The sequence below is a fragment of the Pseudomonas sp. A34-9 genome (assembly GCF_029543085.1).
GTDB lineage: Bacteria > Pseudomonadota > Gammaproteobacteria > Pseudomonadales > Pseudomonadaceae > Aquipseudomonas.
This window is the reverse complement of the sequence record NZ_CP119967.1, coordinates 3,208,778-3,230,797: the sequence shown is the minus strand read 5'-3', so window position 1 is coordinate 3,230,797 and position 22,020 is coordinate 3,208,778. Positions and strand designations below refer to the sequence as shown.

At 61.3% G+C, this 22,020-nt stretch carries 12 protein-coding genes; 1 reads left to right on the top strand and 11 read right to left on the bottom strand.

Annotated features, from left to right (window positions below; all coding sequences use genetic code 11):
- The 3 genes from P3G59_RS14325 to P3G59_RS14315 are packed head-to-tail and all read right to left on the bottom strand — an operon-like array spanning position 1 to position 5,893.
- On the bottom strand, positions 1 to 1,920 hold the full coding sequence (locus P3G59_RS14325) for a PAS domain-containing sensor histidine kinase (RefSeq protein WP_277762075.1): 1,920 nt from the start codon (positions 1,918 to 1,920) through the stop codon (positions 1 to 3).
- A 5-nt stretch (positions 1,921 to 1,925) separates the two neighbouring features.
- A complete protein-coding gene (locus P3G59_RS14320) occupies positions 1,926 to 4,244 on the bottom strand; it encodes an ATP-dependent DNA helicase (protein WP_277762074.1) in 2,319 nt (772 codons plus the stop codon).
- Positions 4,241 to 5,893: a VRR-NUC domain-containing protein gene (locus tag P3G59_RS14315; protein WP_277762073.1), complete on the bottom strand. Its 1,653-nt coding sequence runs from the start codon at positions 5,891 to 5,893 to the stop codon at positions 4,241 to 4,243. Before P3G59_RS14315 ends, P3G59_RS14320 begins: the two co-directional genes overlap by 4 nt.
- Before the next feature lie 194 nt (positions 5,894 to 6,087).
- Between P3G59_RS14315 and P3G59_RS14310 the strand changes: the two genes are divergently transcribed.
- Entirely contained in the window at positions 6,088 to 6,312 is a 225-nt protein-coding gene (locus P3G59_RS14310) for a YgdI/YgdR family lipoprotein (protein ID WP_077572987.1), read from the top strand.
- 56 nt (positions 6,313 to 6,368) lie between these two features.
- Here the strand turns inward: P3G59_RS14310 and P3G59_RS14305 are convergent, their stop codons facing one another.
- The 8 genes from P3G59_RS14305 to P3G59_RS14270 all read right to left on the bottom strand — a co-directional run bounded on the left by P3G59_RS14305 (position 6,369) and on the right by P3G59_RS14270 (position 21,922).
- Positions 6,369 to 6,743, bottom strand: a complete 375-nt coding sequence (locus tag P3G59_RS14305; RefSeq protein ID WP_277762072.1) for a hypothetical protein — start codon at positions 6,741 to 6,743, stop codon at positions 6,369 to 6,371.
- A 240-nt stretch (positions 6,744 to 6,983) separates the two neighbouring features.
- On the bottom strand, positions 6,984 to 8,837 hold the full coding sequence (locus P3G59_RS14300; RefSeq protein ID WP_277762155.1) for a polyurethanase: 1,854 nt from the start codon (positions 8,835 to 8,837) through the stop codon (positions 6,984 to 6,986).
- Between the two features lie 204 nt (positions 8,838 to 9,041).
- A complete protein-coding gene (locus P3G59_RS14295; protein ID WP_277762071.1) occupies positions 9,042 to 10,730 on the bottom strand; it encodes a polyurethanase in 1,689 nt (562 codons plus the stop codon).
- Between the two features lie 77 nt (positions 10,731 to 10,807).
- Positions 10,808 to 13,885: an autotransporter serine protease gene (locus tag P3G59_RS14290; RefSeq protein WP_277762070.1), complete on the bottom strand. Its 3,078-nt coding sequence runs from the start codon at positions 13,883 to 13,885 to the stop codon at positions 10,808 to 10,810.
- Between the two features lie 173 nt (positions 13,886 to 14,058).
- Positions 14,059 to 17,010: an autotransporter serine protease gene (locus P3G59_RS14285; protein WP_277762069.1), complete on the bottom strand. Its 2,952-nt coding sequence runs from the start codon at positions 17,008 to 17,010 to the stop codon at positions 14,059 to 14,061.
- 426 nt (positions 17,011 to 17,436) lie between these two features.
- Entirely contained in the window at positions 17,437 to 18,798 is a 1,362-nt protein-coding gene (locus P3G59_RS14280; RefSeq protein ID WP_277762068.1) for a TolC family outer membrane protein, read from the bottom strand.
- 2 nt (positions 18,799 to 18,800) lie between these two features.
- Positions 18,801 to 20,150, bottom strand: coding sequence for an HlyD family type I secretion periplasmic adaptor subunit (locus tag P3G59_RS14275; protein ID WP_034154169.1), 1,350 nt, complete (start codon positions 20,148 to 20,150; stop codon positions 18,801 to 18,803).
- Entirely contained in the window at positions 20,147 to 21,922 is a 1,776-nt protein-coding gene (locus tag P3G59_RS14270) for a type I secretion system permease/ATPase (RefSeq protein WP_277762067.1), read from the bottom strand. Before P3G59_RS14270 ends, P3G59_RS14275 begins: the two co-directional genes overlap by 4 nt.
- Positions 21,923 to 22,020 lie beyond the last annotated feature (98 nt).

Below are 22,020 nucleotides of genomic sequence, written 5' to 3'. Positions count from 1 at the left end.
TCAGTTCATCGATTGCGCAATGATCGCCACCAGATTCATTTGCGTGAACGGCTTGGGCAGACGTGGCAGTTGTGCGGCAAAGCCTTCCAGGCGTTCGGCGTAACCGGTGGCGAGGATGATCGGCAGATCCGGTTTGAGCAGGCGCACCGCGTGGGCCAGTTGCGCGCCAGTCATCTGCGGCATGGCCATGTCGGTGATCATCAGGTCGACGACTTCACCCTGATCGAACAGCGCCAGCGCCTGTGCACCGGACGTCGCACCGATCACCCGATGGCCAAGGTCTTCGAGGAGCAGGCTGGTGCTGGTCAACACCAGCGAATCGTCGTCCACCACCAGCACGCTGAGTCTTGGCACCACCACCGGCGCGGCGGGCAGAGGCAGCGGCTTGTTGACCATGCCCTCGACGGCCACCGGAATCCACAGTTCAGCCGTGGTGCCATGGGCCTTTTCGCTCTTGAGAATGAAGCGGCCCCCGAGTTGTTCGATAAAACCGTGGACCATCGACAAGCCCAACCCGGTGCCCTTGCCCAGGCCTTTGGTGGTGAAAAACGGATCTCTGGCCGAGGCCAGGGTATGCGCATCCATGCCCTCCCCGCTGTCGATCACGCTGAGGCAGATATAACGCCCTGCTGGCAGATCCGAATGACTGAGTTCAAGCACCACTTGCGGTTCAGCGCAGATGATCACCGTACCGCCGTCGGGCATGGCGTCGCGGGCGTTGGTCGCCAGGTTGAGCAAGGCCAGTTCCAGCTGATTGGTGTCCGCCAGCACCGGCTCCAGATCTGCGGGGAACCGCGTATCGATACGGATGCCCGGCCCGAGGGAGCTGCGCAGCAAACCCGTGATGCCCTGAACCAGTTGCGCGATATCGACCGACTCGGTCTTCAATTCCTGACGGCGGGCGAACGCCAGCATGCGCTGGGTCAGTGACACGCCGCGCAGTGCGCCCTGGGTGGCGTTTTCCAGCAGGCGGCTGACTTTCGCATCGTCACCGAGGCGTTTTTGCACGATTTCCAGATTACCGAGAATCACCGTCAGCAGATTATTGAAGTCATGGGCGATGCCGCCGCTGAGCTGACCGATGGCCTGCATCTTCTGCGCCTGGAACAGCGCTTCACGGGTCTTCTCCAGGGCTAGCTGCGCCTGGTGGGCTTCGGTGATGTCACGGGTAATCTTGGCAAAGCCGAGCAAGGTGCCGGTATCGCCTCGAATCGCATCGACCACCACATGGGCCAGAAACCGCGTGCCGTCCTTGCGCATGCGCCAGCTCTTGTTTTCAAAGCGGCCCACGCGGGTGGCGATTTCCAGCGCCCGTTGCGGCTCGCCGAGTTCACGGTCTTCAGGGGTATAGAAAATCGAAAAGTGCTGCCCGATGATTTCTTCCGGCAGATAACCCTTGATCCGCTGGGCGCCCTGGTTCCAGTTGCTGACCCGGCCTTCGGGGCTGAGCATGTAGATCGCGTAATCGGTAACGCCCTGCACCAACAGACGGAACTGCTGCTCGCTTTGCTTGAGGGTTTCTTCGGCCATTTTGCGGTCGGTCAGGTCGCGGGTGATCTTGGCGTAACCGAGCAACTTGCCGTTGGGATCAATGATCGGATCGATCACCACGTGCGACCAGAAATTGGTGCCGTCCTTGCGCACCCGCCAGCCCTCGCCTTCGAAGCGCCCTTCGCGGATCGCGGTATCGAGCGCGCGTTGCGGCAGACCGGCGGCGCGATCCTCGGCGGTATAGAACCGCGAAAAATGTTCACCGAGGATTTCCGCTTCCTCATAACCCTTGAAGCGTTTGGCGCCGGAGTTCCAACTGGTGATGATGCCGTCGGGATCGATCATGTAGATCGCATAGTCGACCACCGCATCGATCAGCAGACGAAAACGCATCTCTTCGATCGCCGCGGTCTTGTTTTTCTCGCTCATCACACTCACCAGCCATTGTCATGAGCAGAAGTATGCGGTAATCCGGCGAATTGGGAAGCGGCCGTCTCATGATTGATTGCCCACCAGCGCGGCAGCAGTTGTTTGATCCGGCTCTCGGCAAAGCGATCATCAATCAGCATCACCACGCCGCGATCCTCGCGGGTACGGATGACTCGCCCGGCGGCCTGCACCACTTTCTGCACGCCGGGGTACAGATAGGTGTAGTCGTAACCGGCACCGAAGATGGCCGCCATGCGGTATTTGAGTTGTTCGTTGACCGGATTGAACTGCGCCAGCCCCAGTGTGGCAATGAACGCGCCGATCAGGCGCGCACCGGGCAAATCGATGCCTTCGCCGAACGCACCGCCGAGGACGGCAAAGCCGATGCCCTGGCTGTGTACGGTGAACTGATCGAGAAAAGCCTGCCGCGCCCCTTCGAGCATCCCCCGCGATTGCTGCCAGAGGGTGATGTGCGGATAGCGCTCAGCCAGCAAAGACGCCACTTGTTGCAGGTAATCGAAGCTGCTGAAAAACGCGAGATAGTTGCCAGGGCGCTCGCTGAACTGCCGCGCGATCAGCTCGACGATCGGTTCCAGTGAGGCCTGCCTATGGTTGAAGCGCGTCGAGATGCGGCTGACGATCTGCACCTGTAACTGCTCGGCGCAAAACGGCGACTCGACGTCGATCCACACGGTGTCGGCGGGCGTGCCGAGCAAATCGGCGTAATAGTGACGCGGACTTAGGGTCGCGGAAAACAGCACGCTGCTGCGCGCCGCTTTCAGGCGCGGGCCGATGAATGCGGCCGGCACCACATTGCGCAGACACAACTGCGACAGCGGCTTTTTACGGTCGAGATCACGCTTGCTGATGTCGAACAGGTAATGCGCGTCGTACAGCTCGGCCACCCGGCCGAATTGCAGCAGCTCAAAATAAAAGTTCTGCAAGGCGCTGTCGAGCCCCTGCGGGTGGTCATTGAGGTAATCGCCAATGGCCGCGCAACACAACGAGATCGCTTGCAGGAGTTTTTCCGGCGCCTTGTCGTACGCCTGATACGCCGCCAATTGCGGCGCGTGCAGCGCATTCCATTCACGGTTGATCCGTTGCAGGACGTTTTTCAGCGCCGGGGGCGCGGTTTTGCGCACGCTGCCCAGGGTGAATTGATCAAGACTGGCGCTGTACATCTGCCGGCCGCGCTCGACGAGGTTGTGCGCCTCGTCCGCCAGCACCGCGACTTTCCATTGGTTGAGCTGGGCAAGCCCGAACAACAGAGCGCTGAAGTCGAAGTAATAGTTGTAGTCGGCGATCACCACGTCCACCCAACGCGCCATCTCCTGGCTGAGGTAATACGGGCACACCGCGTGCTGCGCGGCGACCTCGCGCATGGCCGCCTGATCGAGCAAGCGGATTCGACTGGCTGCCTCACGCGCGGCTGGCAGGCGATCATAAAAGCCTTGCGCCAGCGGACAGGATTCACCGTGGCAGGCTTTGTCCGGGTGTTCGCAGGCCTTGTCCCGGGCGACCATTTCCAGCACCCGCAAGGGCAAGGCTGGCGACTGCTCGAACAACACCTGGCTGGCATCCAGCGCCAGCTTGCGTCCCGGTGTCTTGGCGGTGAGGAAGAACACCTTGTCCAGTTGCTGCGGCGCCAGCGCTTTGAGCATCGGGAACAGCGTGCCAAGGGTTTTGCCGATGCCGGTCGGCGCCTGGGCCATCAGACAGCGCCCGGTGCTGACGGCCTTGAACACCGACTCGGCCAGATGCCGCTGACCGGGACGAAAATCGGCATGGGGAAACGCCAATTGTTGTGCGGCGAGATTGCGCGCCTCACGGTGGGCCATTTCCTGCTCAGCCCATTGCAGGAACAGCGTGCATTGCTGCTCGAAAAAGGCCTTGAGTGTGTTGGCGCTGAAGGCTTCGACCAGACAGGTCTCTTTCTCGCTGACGATATCGAAATACACCAGCGCCAGATTGATCTGTTCAAGTTCGAGTTTGCGGCACATCAACCAGCCGTAGATCTTCGCCTGTGCCCAGTGCAACTGGCGGTGATTTGCCGGTTGTTTGCTCAAATCGCCACGGTAGGTTTTAACTTCTTCCAGGCAGGTTTGCGCCGGGTCGTAGCCGTCCGCCCTGCCCTTGACCTTCAATTGCCGGAACTCGCCTTCCAGCGCGACTTCACTTTGATACTTTTCGCTGCGCCGTGAGGCCACGGTGCGGTGGCCGGCGATGCCTTCCAGCGCCGTGGGTGACGGTGTGAAGCGCAGGTCGAGGTCGCCGGTCTTGGCGGTGAACTCGCACAGTGCGCGCACGGCAATGCTATAGCTCAAGCGCTTTGCTCCGCCCATTGCACGTAACACACGGCCACCGGCATCTGGTGTTGGTGGCAGAACTCCAGCCAGCGCAGTTGGTTGTCCTGCAGGCGATCGCCGGGGCCTTTGACCTCGATCATCCGGTAGGTTTTGTGCTGCGGCCAGAACTGGATCAGGTCAGGCATGCCGGCGCGGTTGGCCTTGATGTCGAGCAGCAAACGGTTGAACCAGTGCTTGAGGTGTTCGGCCGGCAGACAGGCCAACGCCTGTTCGAGCAATTGTTCATTCACCGCGCCCCAGAACACGAACGGCGACTGGATGCCCCATTTGTCGACGAATCGCTGGCGAATGGTCGCAGCATAGCGACCGTCGTCGAGTTCGCTCAGGCACGCCTGAAACAGCTCGGCGCGGCGTTGCTGAAAGTCTTCGTTGAGCAGGTCCACCGGGCCACGCTGGAAAGGGTGAAAGAACGCGCCGGGCAATGGCGCGAAAATCGCCGGCCAGCACAACAGGCCGAACAGCGAGTTGATCAGGCTGTTCTCCACGTAATGCACCGGGCCATCGTCATCGTGCAGATGCGCCTGCACGTAAAACTCCACGGACAACGCGGGATCGCTGCGGGGCAATTGCAGGTCCAGACGCTTGACCGGTCTGGCCGCTGCACGTTTGAGCGGCGGGCCGCCGAGTTTGCGCCGTACTCTTGGCAGAATCCGCTGTAGGCCCTGTTGCTCGGCGGCGCTTTCCGGTGCCTGTTCTGCCAGCGTGGCAAGTTCCAGCGCCAACGGGTATTCGCCGCTGCGCTCCAGCACGCGAATCATGCGCAACCGGGCGCCGGGATAGGTGCAGTCGCGGTAAATGCTCAGGGCCAGGGCAAACTCACCGAGGCGTTCGCAATACTGGCCGATCTGGAACAGTACCTTGCCGCGCCGACGTTGCAGCCACGGGTTGTCGAAGTGCAGCGAATTGACTTGCGCGACGATGGTTTGCAGCGGCTCGCCGGCTTCGAAGCGTAATTGGCAATCGTGCAGGAACAGGCAGGCGTCGACGTCTTCGCGGCTGCGCAGGCCTCGCGAGTCTGCGCAGAACTCGACTTTTTCATAGGTGAAGATGCCAAGGTCGGCGAGAACGAATTCCGACCAGTCCTGATAGAGGTTGCCGAAGAACATCAGACGCAAGCGGTCGCACAGGTCCATGATGGTCAGGCTGAACAATCGATCATCGAGCATTGGCGCCCAGTCGCGCAGGCTGCGCGGTTCGTTGAACTGCTCGAGCAGCAGCGGCAGCCAGTCATCCTTGCGCCCCTTGGGCTGTTCGATGGCGGCGCCGAAGGCTTGCACAAGCTCGGCTTTGAGCAACACGTCGAACAACTCGGCGAGGGTCAGCGGCGCGTGTTCATCGATCCAGCCATGGTCCAGCAAGGGTTGCGCGGCCTCGGCGATGTCACCGATTTCAGCGTAATTGAGTTTGCCTGCACGAAAGTGCACGCCCTTGCGCATGACCATCCGCACCAGCAAACCCTGCGACGCACGGGGCAAGGCCTTGAAGTCGCGGATGAACGCGTGCTCCGTTTCGCTCATCACGTCGGCATAGCGAAGCTCAAGCCAATCAAGCACTTGCCGGAAGTTGTTGAGGTAATAGAACGGGTCGTCGAGGGGATTGGCAGTCACGGAAATTCTGGGCCATGGCAAACGAGTACTGGTTATGCGTACAGATACCAGCTGTGCCCTGCCCGGCGCAAACGGAAAATGATCAATGGCATTTTTTTGCCGGGCCATCGAACTTTTCCCCCGGGGATGGCACCAACCGCGTTAGAGGGCCGACAATGCTCGGCATCACATCGAATGAGGATTTAGAGGTGGGTATGAAAATCAAATCACTGGGCATCCCTTTCGCCGTCGTTGCCGCGCTGGCACTGGCCGGTTGCTCGACCCCGACAGTGGTGACTCTGCAGAACGGCACGCAGTATCTGACCAAGGACATGCCGAAGACCAAAACCAAGGACGGTTTCTATGAGTTCGAAGATATTTCCGGGGCCAAGGTGAAGGTCCGCGCTGATGAAGTAGCGACCGTGCGCGAAGAAGACTAGGTTTCGCTCGTTCCCACGCTCTGCGTGGGAACGATCAGTATCAGGGCAGTTTCGTGCTATTCGAAGGCCGGCAGGCCCGGAAGGCTGCCGTCGCAGGGCATGTACGTGCCGCCCCGCTTGACCACTTCACCCTGCAAGCGCCGGCAGCGTTCCAGATCCTGTTGCGCCATGCGATCAATGCTCAGATTGCCGGTGATTTGCGGCTGTTTACCGTCACCCAGGCGCAGGGTCACGAACGGTTGTTCGGGCTGAATCTGAAAGCGGCTCTTTTCTTCAACCGGTTCGACCGCGTCGGTTTTCGGCGGGCTCGGCAATTGATCGGTGGTGATGCCGTAACGGCTCAGAATCGAGCTTTGAGGCAGATCGGCACAAGCATTGGCCGAACACAGCGCCAGTGCGACGAACCCGACATACCCCTTGAAACCTTTCACGTTTGAATCTCCTGTACTCAATGGCGGCTAGCAATAGAACGTGTGCGCACGTGCTGGCTTTAGGCCGCATTTCCTGTTTTCGCAGGGGTTTGAGTCAGAGAGTGGTTGCCGAGTCACTTTTGATACCGCGTTATCGTTCTTCGCGAGCAAGCTCGCTCCCACAGTGGATCTGTGTCGTTCACAAATCCCTGTGGGAGCGAGCTTGCTCGCGAAAGGGCCCTTACCGGCACCCCATCAACCTCAGGCGATCACAATACCGTCAGCACTCAGAGTGTTCAGCGATACCCCGACCAACGTCACCGAATCGTTGCCAAACGTCAGCACCGTATCCTGGCCGACAGTGGCGGCATGGGCACGGAAGTCTTCCGCCGGCAACACACCCTGCACACCGAGAAACACCAGTTTGTCGTTGGCGGTAAACCCGACCACCCGGTCCTGCCCGAACGCACCATTGAACAGGAACGTGTCCGCCCCGCCCCCCGACTCCATCAGGTCGTTACCGGCGCCGCCGACAAACACGTCATTACCCGAGCCGCCGATCAGGTGATCGTTGCCATCCAGCCCGAACAACCAGTCGCCACCGGCATGCGCCTTCAGCGTGTCAGCGCTGTTGGTGCCTTTGACACTGGACTCGTACGCCGTGACGTTGTTGCCGACCTTCAAGCCGCTGGCCGTGACGCTGTGGGTCACATCATCCTTGAACAGGCCCCAGAGAAACCCCGGTTCTTTGCTAATGATGCTGCCGATGTCGCGGGTAATGCTGATCCCGCCGTTGGCATCGCGCACGTACAGATTGCCGGCGCCGTCGTTGGCGAAGTCGAAGTTCTTCACCGCGCTTTGCAGGTCGAGGGTGTTGCTGCCCTGCCCGCCCAGGATGACGTTGTAGCCGCCGCTGTCGCGGAAAGTGTCATTGCCGGCGCGACCTTCCAGATAGTCGTTGCCGTTGCCGCCCTGGATCAGGTCGTTGGCGTCGCTGCCGATGATGAACGTGCTGCCCTTGTGGGTTTCAGCGTTGCGGTTGAGGTCCTGCACCCAAGTGTTAGCCCGCGCCGGGTCGGACAGGTTGGCGACAATTATCGTCGAGTCGCGGCTGGTGAGGTCGTAGAATTTTGAGTCGATGACCCGGTTCATGCCGTCGCCATACGCGGTCGGCAGGTGCGAGATCCACGTGGGAATATTAAGGATCGAGTACGGCAGCAGATTCCACGCGGTCGAGGCGTAGTGATCGTTGAAGCTGACGATATTGTCGGTGGCCGATACCTTGGGCGCATCGTGCACGCCGACGGAGGCGCCGGTGAAGGCCGAGCCGTCGAGGGCGCGGAACACCGGGTCGTTTTCGTAGCCGACGTTGAGCACTTTGTCGGTACCGCTTTGGGTTGGCGAGGCGTAGGCGATGTAGTTGGAATCGGCAAAGAAGCCACCCCACTTGCCGCCACTCAGATCCGCCATGCTGTTGACCGCCAGGCCGCCGAGGCTGTGGCCGCTGACCAGCACGTCCTTGCCGCTGAGGCCGTTGGCCCTGGCAAACGCCACCACATCATTGAGCAGATTGCCGAAGGCTTCACCGACGTAATTCTTCGCGTAGTCCTTGGGACCGAAGGCGGCGAGCAGGTCGTTGATCACGTCGCCGATGGAGTCGAGGATCAGGTTTTCCCGCGGACCGCTGGTGCCGCGAAAGGCAATGCCCAGTTCCGTGAGATGGCCCTGGGCGTCGTACTTGCCGAGGATTTCCACTTGCGCGGTGGTGTAACCGGCCTTCTCGCCGAAGAAGGTGCCGCGGGCATCGGTCTTGCCGTCGTAGCCCAATTGCGCGGCGGTGATGGGCGTCCATCCGGCCTTTTTTACCGCGTCGAGGGCGAGTTTTTCCGAGTCGGGGTTCCACGCAATACCGGGGATCACCCCTTGCGAATCGGTGCCGCCGAGCAGCGCCGTGACCAGCGTGGCGGGCAGGCCGAGGCCGAAACCGTTGTGCTGATACCCCGTGGCGAAACCGTTGTCGAGGTTGTGGTAGGAATACAGCGTGATCGCCATGGCATCGCTGAACAACGCCTTGGAATCGGCTGTGCCGAAGTTCTTGTAGTCATACACACCCATTGCCATTGCCTCTCTCTTGTTGGAATTGTTAGAGATAGCTCACAGCCAGGGCGCCCCACGGGGACGCCCCGGAGCATTTCAGTACTACTTGCACATCACCCTTTGTAGGAGCTGTCGAGTGAAACGAGGCTGCGATCTTTTGACCTTAAAAAACAAAATCAAAAGATCGCAGCCTTCGGCAGCTCCTACAGGGGGAGTCGTTGCTTAGGCGAACACGAACGCCGAGTCCGACAGGTTAGCCACTCCCACCCCGATCAGGGTCACGGCATAGTCGCCAATCTTCAGCACGGTGTCGTTGCCGGTCTGCGACGCGTGCTGCCTGTAGTCGTAGCCCTGCCCCGCGCCTTCGACGCCCATGAACACCAGTTTGTCGCTGCCCTGATAACCGTTGATGGCATCGAAACCGAACGCGCCGCTGAACAGGAACGTGTTGTTACCACCCACGGCGGTCATCACATCATTGCCGGCGCCACCGACGAAGGTCACATGGCCCTTGTCGCTGATCAGCTTGTCGTCGCCACCGAGGCCGAACAACCAGTCACCGTCAGCCGTGGCGTGCAGCGCATTGCCGTAGCCATCGCCGTTGAGCGAATGGTTGTACTGGGTCAGCTCATTGCCATTGGTCAAGCCCTTGGCCGTAACGCCCCAGGTGATTTCCTTGCTGCCCCACCACGAACCCGACTCCTTGCTCACCAAGGCGCCGATGTCGCGGGTCATGCTGATACCGCCGTAGGCATCGCGCACATACAGCGTGCCGTCACCGTCGTTGGCGAAGCTGAAGTTTTGCAGCGGTTTCTGCAGTTCGAAGGTGTTGTGGCCCTGGCCACCGAGCAGAATGTTGTAGCCGCCGTCATCACGGAAACGGTCATCGCCGCCCAGACCTTCAAGGAAGTCGTTGCCCGCGCCACCCTTGAGCCAGTCGTTGCTCTGAGTGCCGATAATGAACGTGCTGCCGGTGTGCGGCTCGCCGCTACGGCCCAGATCCTCGACCCAGGTCTTGCCTCGAGAAGCCTCTTCCAGGTTGGAAACAATGATCGTCGAGTCTTTATGCGTCAGGTTATAGAACGTCGAGTCGATGACCCGATTCAGGCCATCGGCATACCCCAGCGAGCTGTGGGCCGACCAGTTCAGTGGGTTGATGATGCTGAACGGCACCAGGTTCTGCGCGGTGGAGGCGTAGTTATCGTTGAAGTTGACGATGTTGTCGGTCGTCGAATCGTGGGGCTTGTCGTGCTTGCCCATTGAGGCTGTGCTGAACGTGGTGCCGTCGAGCACACGGAACACCGGGTCATTCTCGAAGCCGATGTTCAGCACGTTATTGCCGGTGCTGCTCTGGGTTGGCGAGGCGAAGGTGATGTAGTTGGCGTCCTTGAAAAAGCCGCCCCAGTTGCTTGCGCTCAGCTCGGCGACGCTGTTGACCCCGAGCCCGCCGAGGCTGTGGCCACTGAGCAGGACGTCCTTGGCGGCGATGCCGTTGGCAATGGCGAATGCCGCGACAGCCTTGAGCAAATTGTCGAAGGCGTTTTTCGCGTAGTTGCTCGCGTAATCCGACGGCCCGATGGCGGCCAGCAGGTTGTTTTTCAGGTCGCCGAAGGTGTCGCTGTAACCCAGCCCGCCAGTGCCACGAAAGGCCACGCCGATGCCGATCAGTTTGCCGGCGGCGTCGTATTTGCCGAGTACTTCGGCCTCAGCGCTGGTGAAACCATCCTTCTCGCCGAAGAACGTGCCCTGCGGCCCGACCTTGCCCTGATAACCCAGCGCGGTGGCCGTGAGCGGCGCCCAAGCGGTGGCCGGCAGAGGCTTGCCGGTCGGCGTGTAGGCATACAGCGTCAGTGCGATGGCGTCGCTGTACAACGCTTTGCCATCGGCATTTTTATAATCGAACAGTCCCATGTTGTGCTCTCTCTTCCATCAAATGTCTGGCAGCTCCTTGCAGAGCTGCCAGCGCGCCTTAGAACTGCCAGTACTCTTTAGAACTGCCAGTCGAGGGTCAGACCCACACCGTGGTCTTTCTCGTTGTTACCGATCAGCCCGTTGTAATCCAGGTTCACTCGCACATCGCGATTGAGCGCCAGACCCGCACGCACACCGACCACCGCGGCGTCGCGATCCATCGACACACTCTGCACGGTGAACGCGCTGTTGCCGTTGGCAAAGGCCAGATGGCTGTCAGCATCGACACTGCTCAGGTTGTGCTGCCAGCCGAGGCTCGCGCCCAGCTCCAGTTGATGCTGATCCGACAAGACGAAACTGCGTTTGGCGCGCACGCCGAGGGTCGACAGCACCACATCGCGATTGTCCTCACCGCCCTTCAGCGCTGCCGCGTCACCTTTTTCGCTGAAGCTCTCGGTGTTCAGGTGCACATAGGACAGATTGGCGAACGGCTCCAGATTCATCGGTTGCAGGCCCAGATCATAAGCGGCCTCGGTGAACACTTGAGTGGTTGCGGCATCGTGCTTGGTCTTTTGTTTACCGCTCACGTCCCCGAACTGCAGGTCACGTTTGACGTCGACACGGTGCCAGCTATAGGCGCCGCCGACGGTCAGACGCAGCGCATCGATCTGATGCCCCAGGTACGCACCCAAGTGGTAGCTGTCGACCGACGCCGACGAATGCGTGCCGCTGCCCATGCTCAACGAGCTGTCGCTGTAACCGGTCACGAAACCCAGACGGGTATCTTCAGCGATCAAGCCATCGACACCGGCCAGCAAGCCTCCGATAGAGCTGTTGGAGTCGGCATTGTCATGCCCGCCATCGCTCTTGCCCCACGAACCCAGCACCTTGACCCAGGCGTTGCTGCGATCGTCAGTCGGTGCGCCGGCGTTGAACAGGTCACGCTCACGCAGACGCTCGCCCACGGCTTCGCGCAGGTAACGGCTGTCGTTGATCAGCATCGTGCCAATGGCCGGATGGATTTCGCCGGACAGTTGCTGGAAGGCTTGCTGCGCCGACGCCGCATTCGGCGACAGCAACAGCGTTTCGAACAGCGCATTGCCCGCGCCCAGACGTTCAGCCGCCGCACCGACGGCACGCTGGTTTGGCGTCAGACCGACGCTGGCGAACGAGGCGTCGTTACGCCCGACCGCCAACTGGATGCCATCGGCCGAGTACGCCAGCGTGCCGCCGAGAAAGGCGTAATCCGGCAACACCTGACCGAAGCGCCCTTCAATGCCGCCCGCCGCCTGTAGGATGTTGTAGCGCGTGCCGAGCAGGCTCTGCACCTCGTTGGTGGTCAGCAGTGTCGGGCTGTTTTCCAGTGACATGCTCACCGTGGCGCCTTCAATGACCGCTTTGCCAGTGGCGATGATCTGATCGCTGCTGGTTGGCGACAGTTCTACGGCGTAGGTCGAACCCGGCGCGAACGTCACGTCCCCGGCCACGTTCAGGGTGCCGATGGAGTTACCCGGCGCCACCGTACCGCCGCTTTTCACCGACAGCGCGCCAATGTGGCCGTTACCGCCGAGAATGCCGCCGTCATTGACGGTGACCGCAGAGGCCAGCGAACCATTGATGGCCAGACGCCCCTGATTGACCAGGGTCGGACCGCTGTAACTGTTGTTGCCGGTCAGCACCAGCGTACCGAGGCCTTGCTTGGTCAGACCGCCGTGGCCGGAAATGTCGTTGCGCCAGGTGTCGAGGCCGCAGGTGATGTCGGTGCACACGCGCTCGGTCGGTTTGCCTTGATCGATGATCGCGCCGATGCCCGGCAGATCCGCGACAAACTGGCCGGAGCCATACGCGCCGTCGATGCGGAATTCGGCCGGGATGTCCTGCTCGGTGACGAACATCGAAGGGCCGTCGATGCCCTTGCGCAGGTTGATCATGCCCCAGCCGTACAAGGCGTCGATGCCCGGCGCGCCGAGGTCGGTGGCCGTAGTACGCAAGACCGTGGCGACTTGATCACCGCTCATGTACGGGAAGCGTTCCATCAACACCGCCATGGAACCGGCCACGTGTGGCGCGGCCATTGAGGTGCCGTTGTAATTTTTGTAGCCGGTGGTCAGGTTGTCGGCGTTGGTGCCTTCGATGATCGAACTGAAGATCTTCGTGCCCGGCGCCGAGACGCAGAAACTCGCGGTGTAGCCACAACGCGAAGAGAACGTACTCATGATGTACGGGTTGGCGCTGGCCAGGTCCGGGTTCTTCTGCAACGCGGCGACGGTGATCCAGTTCGGCGCGATGTCGGGAACGAAATAGCCGAGGCCGGCGATGGCGTCCGGGTTGTTCAGGTTGTAGTCGTTGCCGGCGGCGAAGATCGTCACGATGCCGCTGCGCGCGGCGGCAATCGCGCCATCGTAGGCACCGCCGGGTTTGGTGCCGAGCAGTGTGCGGATCTCGTTGAACTGCAACTGCGCGTCATTGACGGTGAAATGCGGGTACGCCGGATCGCGGCCGCCGAGGTCGAAACGGTCAGTGATACCGATGCCCCAACTGTTGTTGATGATCCGCGCGCCGCTGGCGATCAGGGCGTCCCAACCGGCCTTGTAGACCGCGCCGTCGTTGCCACGAACGATGCCGTCTTCCGGGCCCGGGTCGCCGTTGTCGGCGCTGATGATCTGCGCACCGAACGCCACGCCGTGCATCGGCCCGCCGTCGCGGCTGCCGGCGGCGATGCCGCCGACGTGGGTGCCGTGGGCGCCGAGTTTGCCGTCGGAACCGACCGAGGGCGAACCGTCATAGCGGAACGCATCGCCGGCTTTGACCGGGATGTACGGGTCGGTGTATTCGCGGATCCCGCTGGTGACCAAAGTGACGACTTTATTGCTGCCGGAAAACTCCGGGTGCGCGGCATACACCGGCTGGTCAAAGATCCCCAGTTTCACGCCTTTGCCGGTGTACCCGGCGGCGTAGGCGTAATCGGCACCGATCGCGCCCAGGCCCCAATCGGCCTGAAACTCGGCACTGCGCCAACTCGATGGATCGCCCGTGCGACCGTTCTCCACGTAGGGCGCCGCATGAACTGTGCCGATCGCACAGAGCACGGCGAGCGTGAGGGTTTTCAGGGCAAAGCGGCCACCCGTTTGCGCGGGGGTATTGTTGTTATTCATCCAGCGACCTTCCTTAGTGATGTTGCGAAAAAATCCTGATCGTTCCCACCCAGAGCAATGATCGTTCCCACGCTCCGCGTGGGAATGCAGCCCGTGACGCTCCGCGTCACTGGACGCAGAGCGTCCCTGGAGGCATTCCCACGCAGAGCGTGGGAACGATCAGGTTGTAGCGATTAAAACTGCCAGTTCAGACTCAGGCCAACGCCATGCAGCTTTTCGCGACTGGCCAGTTGTCCGTTGTAATCAAGGTTGACCCGGACATCCCGGCTCAGCGCGAGGCTGGCCTGCACGCCAACCAGCGCGGCATCACGCACCATTGCGGAACTCTCCACCGCGTACGGCGTGCCGCCGCTGGCAAAGCGCAGATGCTGCTCGGAATCGATATCGCTGAGGCTGTGCTGCCAGCCGAGGTGGCCGCTCACGTCGAGTGATTGTTGCGTCGAAAGACTGAAGGTCTTGATCGCCCGCACGCCGAGGGTGCTCAGCACCGCGTCACGCTGATCGCCCGAGCTTTTCAGGGCCGCCGCGTCGCCCTTCTCGGTCAAACCTTCCGTGTCCAGATGCACGTAGGCAAGGTTGGCGAACGGTTCCAGCGCCAGCGGTTGCAGGTGCAAGCGGTAAGCCGCCTCGCCGAACACTTGCGTGGTCGCCGCGTCGACCTTGGCTTTCTGTTTGCCACTGACGTTGCCGTATTGCAGATCGCGCTTCACATCGGCGCGATGCCAGCTATAGGCCGCACCGGTGCTCAAGCGCCACGCGCCGATTTCACGACCGGCGTACGCGCCCAGGTGATAGCTGTCGACCTTGGCCGAGGAATGCGTACCCGAACCCATGCTCAATGAGCTGTCGCTGTAACCGCTGACCAGACCGATACGGGTCTGCTCGTCCAGTGCGCCGTCAACGCCGGCCAGCAGGCCGCCAATCGAGGTGCTGTAGCCGGCCGTGTCGTGGCTCGAATCGGTCGTGCCCCACGCGCCGAGGGCTTTGATCCAGCCATTGCTTTGCGTCGCGTTTGTATCGTGCAGACGCTCACCCACCGCGTCGCGCAACTGGCGGCTGTCATTGATCAGCATCGAACTCAACGCCGGGTAGATTTCGCCACTCAACTGCTGGAACGCTTGTTGCGCCGAAGCGGCTGTTGGCGAGAGCAACAGGCTTTCATACACCGCGTTGCCGGCGCCCAGACCGTCGACGGCAACGGCCACCGAGCGCTGGTTGGGCGTTTGCCCGACGCTGGCGAAGGTTGTCGCGTTACGTTCGATATCGAGTTGAATGCCGTTGGCGGCGTAATCGAGGCTGCCGCCGATAAACAGGTAATTCGGTAGCACGGCACCAAACTGGCCCTGAACGCCACCGGCCGCCTGCAGGATGTCGTACTGGCGACCGAGCAGGCTTTGCGCTTCGCTGGTGCTGAGCAGCGTCGGGCTGTTTTCCAGCGACAGACTGACGGTGGCGCCGCTGATGTTGGCGCTGCCGCCGGCAACAATGCGGTCGCTGCGGGTTGGCGACAGTTCAACGGCGTAAGTTGAACCTGGCGCGAAGGTCACATCACCGGCCACGTTCAAAGTGCCGATCGAGTTGCCCGGCGCCACGCGAGCGCCGCTGTTGGCGGTCAACGCGCCGATCCGACCGGAACCACCGAGGGTGCCGCTGTCGTTCACCGTCACGCTTGAGGTCAGGGAGCCATTGACCGTGAGCAAGCCACCATTGACCGTGGTCGCACCGCGATACGTGTTGTCGCCAGTGAGCATCAAGTGCCCGCCGCCAGACTTGATCAGGCTGCCCTGATACACACGATTCGCCGCGGCTGCATCGCGAGCGCTGCCGACTGCGTAGTCGGTCTGATCCTGTTGGCTCGCGCCAGGCGCAACACCGTTCTGCCAGCCCTTGTCTTGCAGGGTTTGCTGCCAGGCACTGTGCTCGGCGAGGTCTTCACTCTGGCGCTGAATCAGCGCCTTGTCAGAGATGTCATTGCTCCAGACATCGCGCTGCCCGGCGCCCAGACTGGCGTCGAACGCACCGAGCAACTGCCCCGGCCCGCGCATCGCCCGATTCAGATTGGCCACGCCCCAACCGACCCGTTCGGTCGGCGCATCGGTAACCGAACCATCCAGTTGCGTCGCGGTGGTCAGTAGCACTTCGAGCGCCTGCTGATTGTTCATGTACGGGTAGCGTTCCATCACCAGCGCCAGCGCGCCGGTCGCATGCGGCGCAGACATCGAGGTGCCGGACTTGATTGCGTAACCGCCACCGGGAACCGTGCTGTCGATCTTCGCCCCCGGCGTGGTGATGCACCAGTATTTGGCGAGGCCGCACTGGTTGTACTTCTGCTGATTGCTTTGATCGAGGCCCGACACCGCCAGCCAGTGGCCTTCCAGATCAGGCTGAAAATAGGGCAACGCGGAACGCACGCTGGCATTCGGATAACCGCTGTTGCCGGCGCTGAACACGTTGATCACGCCGCGCCGGGAAACATCGGCTGCCGCGTCGAGCCACGTGCCTTTGTTCCAGTGCTGGGCGTACGCGGCGTGCAGATCGGCCAGGGTGCGGTAGCTGACATCCGGCGGCTGGCTGCCCCAACTGTTGTTGATCGCGCGCACGCCGGCATCGGCGAGCGCGTCATACACCGCTTTGAAATAGCGCGGATCGGGGTTGGGGCCAAACAGGAAACTGTCGTTCTTGTTGGTGTTGCCGACGTAGATCTGCGCGTTATACGCCACGCCGTGCGTGCCGGCGCCATCGCGCGAGGCACCCATGGTGCCGACCACGTGGGTGCCGTGCGAGTCGTTGTTGGGATTGAGGGTGCCATTGACGTCGAACAGTGAGCCGTCGATGTAGCTGCCGCTGGCCGTGACCGGGTGATAACGATCGCTGGCGAATTCCGGGTGGGCGGCATCGAAACCGGAATCGAGCGCGCCGATTTTCACGCCTTGGCCGGTGATGCCGGCGGCGTAGGCTTGCTCGGCCTGCATGCGGCTCAAACCCCAGTCGCGGAGGAATTCGGCGCTGCGCCAACTGGCAGGATCACCGGGTTGGCCGGTTTCGAGGTATTGGGCCTGCGCCTGGGTTGTAGAAATCACAAGCAGCAGGGTGCCGACCGAAATCGGCTTGATGCGTACGTCCATGTTCACCACTCACTTTTATTGTTTTATGCAGGTTCTTCTGCGGTGTTGCCTGTTCCCCTCACCCCAGCCCTCTCCCCGAGGAGAGGGAGCCGACCGAGGTGTCTTGCGTTATTCATCGACCTGAAAAACCGCGTCGATCATCCCCTCACCCCAGCCCTCTCCCTCAGGAGAGAGAGCTGACCGAGGTGTCTTGCGTTATTCATCGACCTGAAAAACCGCGTCGATCATCCCCTCACCCCAGCCCTCTCCCCGAGGAGAGGGAGCTGACCGGGGTGTCTTGCGTTATTTATCGAACTGAAAAATCTCAGTCGATCTTGGATTCGGTACCGCTCGTTCAGGTCGGTGTACTTCTGCAATATCCCCGGATCAGTCCCCTCTCCCTCCGGGAGAGGGTTAGGGTGAGGGGGCGGTCTAAAGGCATGCACATCAACGATGAGCAACACCAAACGCCTCATCCACCCGCGCCAGATCCTGCTCGTTCAAGGTCCCGGCGTAGTAATGCAACTTGGTCCAGGCCATCAAATAGTCGTACCGCGCCTGCGCCAGATCGCGGCGGGTGGTGAACAGTTGCTGCTCGGCGTTCAACGCATCGAGGTTGGTCCGTTCGCCACCCAGAATGCTCTGCTTTGTCGACACCACCAGCGCTTCCGCCGAGCTCAGCGCTTTCTGATAAGCGCGCAGTTTGCTCACCCCGGACAGGCAGGCACTGAACTGCCGCCGCAGTTCAATCAGCGTCTCACGCGTCTTGCCGTCCAGTTCGTATTCCGCCTGTTCCATGGTGCGGCTGGCCTGACGTGTCGACGCCGAAACACCGCCACCGGCATACAACGGCACGCTAACCTCAAAACCAATGGTGTTGGTTTCGTAGCGCTGGTTGTAGGTGTTGCCGCTTTCCGATTCGTTCTGGCGCATCGAGGCGTAGGCATTGATTTTCGGCAGATGCCCGGCGCGATTGCGTTCCACTTCATAACGCGCAACTTCCACGGCCTGGCGCTGCGAGGCCAGATTGGGGTTATTGCTCACCGCCATTTCGTGCCAGGTGTCGTAATTGGCAGGCATCAGCGCGAAGGTCTGGAAGTTCTGATCGAGCGGCGCCAGATCGCCAATGTCCACCGCTGGCGTGCCCACCAGAGCGCCGAGTTCACGCAGCGCCGCATCTTGCTCGTTACGCGCCTCGATCTCCTCGGCGGTCGCCAGTTCATAGCGCGACTCAGCCTCGAGAATGTCGGTACGCGTGCCCTCGCCTTGCTTGAACATGTGCTCGTTCTGCTGGAACTGCTGCTCGTAGGCCTTCTTCTTCGCCTGCGCGATGTCGATCTGGTCCTGCGCGAACAGCGCCTTGGTGTAGTTATCCAGCACGCGAACCAACAGTTCCTGGCTCTTGCCACGAAAGTTTTCATCGGCAAACAGCGACTGCGCGACACCCTTGCGATACGCGGCATACGCCTCGTAGTCGAGCAGTGGCTGTTGCAGGGTCAGGGCCGAACCGTAACTGCTGTAGTTGCGATCATCGGTACGGTTACGCGCGCGCTCATCCAGAGAAGTGGCTTTCGACGTGTTGCGGCCCTTGTTGTAGGTGTAACCGATGCGCGGCAGCAGGCCGGCGCGGCCAATGGCGCGGTTTTCCAGGCCCGCATCACGCTCCTTGATCGCCCCGAGGAATACCGGGTCATTGCGCAACGCCTGTTCGTAGATCTCGAACGGCCCCATGGCCGCCACTGCTGAGTGACTCGCGAGCAGCAGCATTGCCGCCGCAAGCATGGAAAGCTTATTCATACAGCCGAACATCCTTATTCCTCGGTCAACGCGGAGCCGGCCCGGTCGAGCAGCGGTTTGAACAGATAGTTGAGGAGTGAACGTTCGCCGGTGCGCACGAACATTTCTGCCGGCATGCCGGGCTTGATCACCAGACCGTTGAGTTTCTCCATGGCCTGATCGCTGACGCTGCTGCGCAGGACGTAATATGGCACGCCGGTTTTCTCATCGACCATCTGGTCGGCGGAAATCAGGCTGACTTCACCCGGTACACGCGGGGTTTTGCTCTGGTTGAACGCGGTAAACAGAATGTCCACCGGCAAATGCGCGCCGACCTTGTCGATCAGGTTGATCGGCAAGTGCCCTTCCACTTCCAGCGTGGTGCCTTGCGGGACGATCTCCAGCAACGTTTCACCCTGACGCACCACGGCACCTTCGGTGTGCACGCCGAGGTTGACCGCGACGCCGTCGGCGGTGGCGATGATTTCGCTGTGCTGCAGGTCGAAACCGGCGGAAGTCAGTTGCTCCGACAGGGTCACGCTTTTCAGCTGCGCGTCGGCCAGTTGCGTGCGGACTTCCTTCTGGTATTCCTCGGCGTGCTGTTGCAGCTTCAGCCGCGACTCGAGGATGCCCTGCTCGACCCGGCCGCTTTCACCGGTGTTTTCCGCCAGTTGCTGCTGCACTTGCGACAGTTGACGCTGGTATTCCATCAAGCGGTTGCGCGGGATGTAGCCGTTGTCGGCGAGCGGTTGCAGATTGCTCAACTGCTGTTGCAGCGAGTCGGCCTGAGCATTGAGATCGGTACGGGCGCGGCGCATGCCGGCCAGTTGCGCGGTGGCGCCTTCGATGCTTGCACGCAGTCCGGCCTGCTCGCGGTAGTACGCCTCGCGGCGGCTGCTGAACAGTTGCCGCTGACCTTCCAGTACCAGTGCCAGACGTGGATCCGGGTCATTGCTCAACTCGGCCGGAAAGGTCACTTGCTTGAGGTTGTCGCGCTCGGCTTGCCAGCGCGCGAGGCTGGCCCAGGCCATGCGGTATTGCGCTTGCAGCGACTGGACGTCGGCGGCGACTTGCGTTTGATCGAGGCGGAACAGCGGCTGGCCCTGCTTCACGATTTCGCCTTCGCGCACCAGAATCCGGCTGACCACGCCGCTGCTCATCGACTGCACGGCTTTGCGCTTGCCCGAGACCACGACCGTGCCTTGCACCGGAATGCCTTGATCCAGCGGCGCCAGTGCCGCCCAGGTGAAGAAACTGCCGGCGCCGACGATCGCCAGAATCCAGCCCATGCGCGCGAAGAACTTTGCATCGCGTTCCGGGCGCTCAGTGATGTAGGCGTGTTCCATGCTCGCTTCGTTTTCCGTGTTCATGCTTGCGCTGCTCATACACCCGAATTCCTTGTCGAGGGCTGATACTGGCGACTCATGCTGAGCCCGCCCGGTGCCTGTGCAGCTTTCTCCCGTTGTTGCTCTTGCTGGCCGGAAAGTGCCTTGAGCACGTCCTGGCTTGGACCAAACGCCTGCAAACGACCGTCATTGAGGACCAATAGCTTGTCAGCCTGCGCCAACACCGAAGAACGGTGCGTCACCAGCACCACCGTGGTGCCTTGGGCTTTGAGCGCTGCGATGGCGCTGGCCAATGCCGCTTCGCCAACGGTGTCGAGGTTGGAGTTCGGCTCATCCAGCACCACCAGACTTGGCGTGCCATACATTGAACGCGCCAGTGCCACGCGCTGTTTCTGGCCGCCGGACAAGCCGCTGCCGTCCTCGCCCAGTTGCGTGTCGTAGCCTTGCGGCAGACGCAGGATCATTTCGTGCACGCCAGCCTGTTGCGCCGCGGCGACGACTTTCTGCGGATCGGCCTCGCTGAAACGGGCAATGTTCTCGGCGATGCTGCCGCTGAACAGTTCGATGTCTTGCGGCAGATAGCCGATGTAGGGGCCGAGCTGGTCGCGATTCCAGCGATGAATGTCCGCGCCATCGAGGCGCACGGTGCCGCCGAGGGTTGGCCAGACACCCACCAGTACGCGGGCCAGCGTCGATTTGCCGGAGCCGGAAGCGCCGAGCACGCCCAGTACCTCGCCGGCATTCAGATTGAAATTGACCATGTGCAGGGTTGCCGCGCGTTGCCCCGGTGGGCCGGCGCTGACCTGTTCGAAAGTGATCTGGCCTTTCGGCGGCGGCAGCGCCATGGCGTCGTCGCTGGGCGGGAACGCTTGCAGCAGCGCATCGAGACGACGGTAAGCCAGCTTCGCCCCGCTCCACTGCTTCCACACGGCAATCAACTGATCGATCGGGCTCAGGACACGCCCCATCAAAATCGAACCGGCGATCATCATCCCGGCGGTCATATCACCCTTGATCACCAGCAATGCGCCCAGGCCCAAGACCAACGATTGCAGGCACAGGCGCAGGGTTTTACTCACAGAGCTGATCACCGCACCGGTGTCGCTGGCCTGATTCTGCAGGCCGAGGAAGCGCGAGTGCACCTGGAACCAGCGCTTGCGCAGGGAGCCGAGCATGCCCATCGCCTGAATGGTTTCGGCATTGTGTAGATGACTGGTGGCCAACTGACTGGACTTCTGCGAATAACCGGCGGCTTCGCCCAGCGGTTTTTTGGTCATGTATTCGTTGAGGCAGGCCAGCCCGATCAGCAACAGTGCGCCGGCGGTGGCGAGCACGCCGAGCCAGACGTTGAACAGGTAAATCACAAACAGGTAGACCGGAAACCACGGCGCATCGAAAAACGCGAACAGCGCAGGCCCGGTAACGAATTGGCGAATGTGCGTGAGGTCGCCCAGCGACTGCCCGGCGTTGCCCTCGCCCTTGAACAGGTTGCGTTCGAACGCCGCCTGGTAAACACGCAGGTTGAAGCGGCGCTCCAACTGACTGCCGATGCGGATCACGATAAAGCTGCGGATCACTTCCAGCATGCCGATGAAGGCAAAGAAGCCGACCACCATCAACGACAGCATCGCCAGGGTCGTTTCGTTCTGCGACGACAGCACCCGGTCATAGACCTGGAGCATATAGATGGAGGGCACCAGCATCAGCACGTTAATCAGCGCGGTAAAGCAGCCGACGCTGATCAGGATACTTTTATAGTCACCCAATGCCTTGAATAAGGGAGCGGTGGCTGGGGCCTTCGCCATCTTCATTGATTATTCCTGGAAAAATATTTCCCGCCACTCATTGACGAGATTCGAATTAATGATCCGCGCAACATCGGAACTTGCTTTTTCGTCTACCGCTTACA